3 protein-coding genes are annotated in these 4,146 nt (G+C 42.0%); all 3 read left to right on the forward strand.

The features are described from left to right. Positions 1-392 (forward strand): hypothetical protein (locus Q1V93_RS18550; RefSeq protein ID WP_300666810.1); only part of this gene is annotated, 392 nt, incomplete at its 5' end. Positions 393-445: 53 nt separating this feature from the next. Further along, positions 446-646, forward strand: coding sequence for a hypothetical protein (locus tag Q1V93_RS18555; protein ID WP_300666813.1), 201 nt, complete (start codon positions 446-448; stop codon positions 644-646). A gap of 514 nt (positions 647-1,160) precedes the next feature. Then, positions 1,161-4,146: PKD domain-containing protein (locus Q1V93_RS18560; RefSeq protein ID WP_300666816.1), on the forward strand; the 2,986-nt coding region annotated here is incomplete at its 3' end.

Genomic DNA, 4,146 nt, shown 5'->3' on the forward strand with positions numbered 1-4,146 from the left:
TAAATTCTAATGAACTTTTCTTTTCAAAGGACTCAACACTTCAAAAGATTAATACAATAACGGCTGAAACAACGATCATTTGTCCTGAAATATTTTATGGAATGGGAATTTATGGAATGACTTTGGGCTCAAGTTATCTCAATACAATCAATAGTGATATATCTGATCTTGTAAAGGTGTTCAATCAGGAGAAGCGAGTAATTATTACGGTAGATGCTTCTATTCTTTGCGGTTCTAACTTTATTTTGAAGAACTCACTCGGACAAATTGTTTCATCGTCAAGAATTTTGAGTGAAACTACAATAATTGATCTTCAAGATTTCAGTGGAGTACTATTTGCTACAATACAATTCCCAGATGGATCACTTTACACAAGAAAAATCATTCTATGATAACTATTTGGAAATAGTTAAAGCAAGCAACAAAGAATTTTGCGAATGTCCCTATGGAGATTACTATTGGTAGCGGGGATACCTTGTATGATTCAAATAATAAAAGATGGGAATTGAGTGCAGGAATATCTGATGAATATAATAATTTCAGAAATGACACTATCAAGCTTCGGTTTAATAAAACGAATATCAACTATTACATTGAGGAGGTAACTCCTTACTATGCCTGTGCCTGCAAATTAAAATCTGCGTAATCTACGGGAAATCAATTCACACAGATGTAAAACCCTGCACAGAGAAAATAGCAATCAAAATAGCATTTCCACAGTCAGCTACGGGTCAAGTACGGATAGAGCATAGGTAAAGTATGGATTAAGTATGGATACAGTATTAAAATGTTATAGATTTAACATGCGATTTTAGGGCATTTCAGCCGTTTTCAATCCCTCTTCAACCTTGTTTCCCGGAATCAGGAAAGAATGACACCTTGAAATCCTGAAATCAAATAAACTTCTCAAAAATGCGCAACATAAGAAAATGAATCAGGTTTGCTCGATTCAGGCTGATTGCGTAATACCTTAGTTCAAACGCTCGAATTAGTTGTTTATTTTTGACGTTTTTTACAACGTGTTAAATTCATAACTAACTGATTTTTATTTTTAAAAGCCGGATTTCGATGTGTGAATAGCATGTTTCGCTTTCTTGTTATTAGTTAAAATTCTTCATTGAAAAGCTATCTTTGCCCCTCGAAACTGAGATAGTTTAAATATGTTCAGATTTTTACAACTTTTCCTACTTGCGTATTTCCTTACTCCAGCTTTACATGCTACTGCTCAAAGGGATACCGTTTTTTGGTTTGCTGCTCCCGATGTTTCTTCAGGTGTCGGACAGGTTCCCGTAATGCTTCGTTTTCAATCTTACGACCAACCCGCAACAATCACCGTTTCGCAGCCCGCAAACGGAACATTCATTCCCTTAACATTGACAATGCCCGCATTTTCAAGTGATAGCTTGAACCTGAGTGCATTCGTTGCTCAAATCGAAAGTCCGAATGGAGATGTGATTTCCAATAACGGGTTGAAAATTTCAGCTACCGGGTTGATCAATGTGGTTTACGAAGTAAATGCCCCGAATAACAAAGAGAGCTTTAGTTTAAAAGGCTCAAAAGCACTGGGAACAAATTTCTATACACCGTTTCAAAAGCATTGGAACAACGCAATTACATCACCGGCAACGTATTCCGGAATTGAAATTGTAGCCTCTACCAATAATACAACAGTGTTGATCACACCAAGAACCGGAATTACAGGTCATGCGGCAAATGCAACGTTTTCGGTGGTTTTAAATGCCGGACAAACGTATAGTGCGCGGGATGTGAACGTTTCCGCAGCAACTTCGCTTGCCGGTTCCATTGTTTCCGCCAACAAACCCGTTGCAATTACCTTGTTTGACGGACAATTAGTGCAATCAACCTGTTCGGATATGATCGGAGATCAAATGATCCCGACACCTTCCATCGGAACGGATTATGCTATTTACAAAGGAACGTCTGCAAACGACCGGATCTATGTTCTGGCAACTCAGAACGGTTCAAACATTGAAGTAACCGGAGTCAGTACCACTTCAACCCTGATCAATTCAAGCGAAACTTTGGAAATTCCGATGACCGATGAGATCCTGTATATCAAAGCAAGCAAACCGGTTTATGTGTACCACGTTTCCGGATTCGGGTGCGAATTGAATGCGGCAATCGTTCCGAGTTTGAACTGTAAAGGAAACAACAACATGGCTTTTTCCCGTTCAAGTTCCGATTCGTTGGGAATTGTATTGGTGACCAGAAGCGGATACGAAGGAAATTTCCTCCTGAACGGAAGTTCGGGGTTGATTACAGCGGGAATGTTTCAGAACGTTCCGGGTACGCTGGGACAATACAAAGCAGCACGCATCTTTTTGAATACCGCTCAGATTCCGGTCAACAGCCACAACATGATTGTGAACCTGGCAGATATTTTCACAATGGCAACGATTACAGGCGGTGGTGCAAATACCGGGTCGATGTACGCTTACAATACGGATTTCTACGCAACCGCTTTTTCACATGCCGGAGTTGATGACACGGTTTGTGCCAATGTGAGTTATACCTTATCCGGAAATGTCGGTGGAGGTGCAGTAACAGGATCCTGGTCGAGTAACGGTTACGGTTCTTTCCAGAACGGATTGAACTCTGTTCCGAACAGTTATGTTCCAAGTCCGTTGGATACCTTGATCAGCCCGATTCGGGTGATCCTTTCAACCACTGGTTTTTGCCCCACTGCGCGCGATACGATGTACCTGGAAATTACTCCCGCGCCAATCGTTAATGCAAATACCGATCAATCCATTTGTGAAAACAATTCGATCATTCAGCTAAACGGAATTATCACTGGTGGTGCGGCAACCGGAATCTGGAGCACAAGCGGAACCGGAGTTTTTCAACCGAATGCCTCTGCACTGAATGCAGAATACATTCCTTCCACAGCTGATCTTGCTTTAGGTTTACTACAGTTTGTCCTGACTTCAACCAATGCAGTTTCCTGTGCAACGGTAACAGATACCATGAAGGTGTTATTTACTCCGGCAGCGGTAGTTCAGGCGGGCCCTGATAACTTGATCGTTTGTGCAAACAACGCAAATATTTCTCTTTCAGGAACGGTAAGCGGACCAACTGCAACCGGAAAATGGCTGACAAGCGGAACCGGTATTTTTTCTCCGAATAACAGCTCGTTGAACTGTACCTATATTCCAGGTGTTGCAGATACAACGGCAGGTTTCGTGTGGCTTTACCTGGAATCAACTTCAAATGGCAATTGCTTGCCGGTACAAGACAGTATTTATATTTCAATTAATAATGCTCCGAAAGTGGATGCAGGTCCGAATCAGTTGAAATGTTCCAACAATTCCCTGGTTCAATTGAGCGGAAGTGTTACAAGCGGACCTTTTGGCGGAATCTGGAGTGGTGGATCCGGAATTTTCACTCCTTCCAACACCTCGGTGAATGCAACATACAAACCAACAGCAGCAGAAGTTTCAGCCGGAAGTATCGTGTTGACATTGACTTCAACAAATAACGGAACGTGTACCGTTGTGTCGGATGCCATGCAGATTAACTTTGTAGCACCTCCTTTTGCGAATTTCAGTGCAACAAATGTGTGTGAAGGTTTCCCGAATGTTTTCACCGATTTCTCGCTTCCGGGTTCAGGTACTTTAACCAACTGGTCGTGGAAGTTTGCAACAGCACAAACAGCGTCTGTTTCAAATCCGGCGTATGCATATCCTTCGTCCGGAACGTATCCGGTAGAATTGATTGTTACGAATTCAAACGGTTGTAAAGACACGGTTTCAATCAATGTTTCCGTTTACGATAAACCGCTTGCCAATTTCACAACAGTTAATTCCTGCCCGAATAACCAGGTAACGGTTGCATTTACGGATGCTTCAGTGAGTTCGGATGCAATCAATTACTGGTTTTATGACTTCGGCGGACAAGGATCTGCCGCAATGGCAAATGTGAATCAGCAATTCGCCAGCGGAGGAACATATACGGTAACGCATATTGTTTCAACCACCAATGGCTGCTCGGACACGATTGTTCTTCCGGTAGTGATTGATCCGCTTCCCGATGCAGGATTCTATTACAATTCGAACGGAGGAATGAACATCGGCGCAGTATTCAATTTTATCGACACGTCAGATTATGCGGTAAGTTACTCCTGGT

This window comes from Fluviicola sp., assembly GCF_030151805.1.
In the GTDB taxonomy this organism is placed as follows: Bacteria; Bacteroidota; Bacteroidia; order Flavobacteriales_D; family Crocinitomicaceae; genus Fluviicola.

Coding starts and splice junctions, on each gene's coding strand:
- Q1V93_RS18555 (WP_300666813.1), top strand. CDS start 446: ATGGAGATTACTATTGGTAGCGGGGATACCTTGTATGATTCAAATAAT.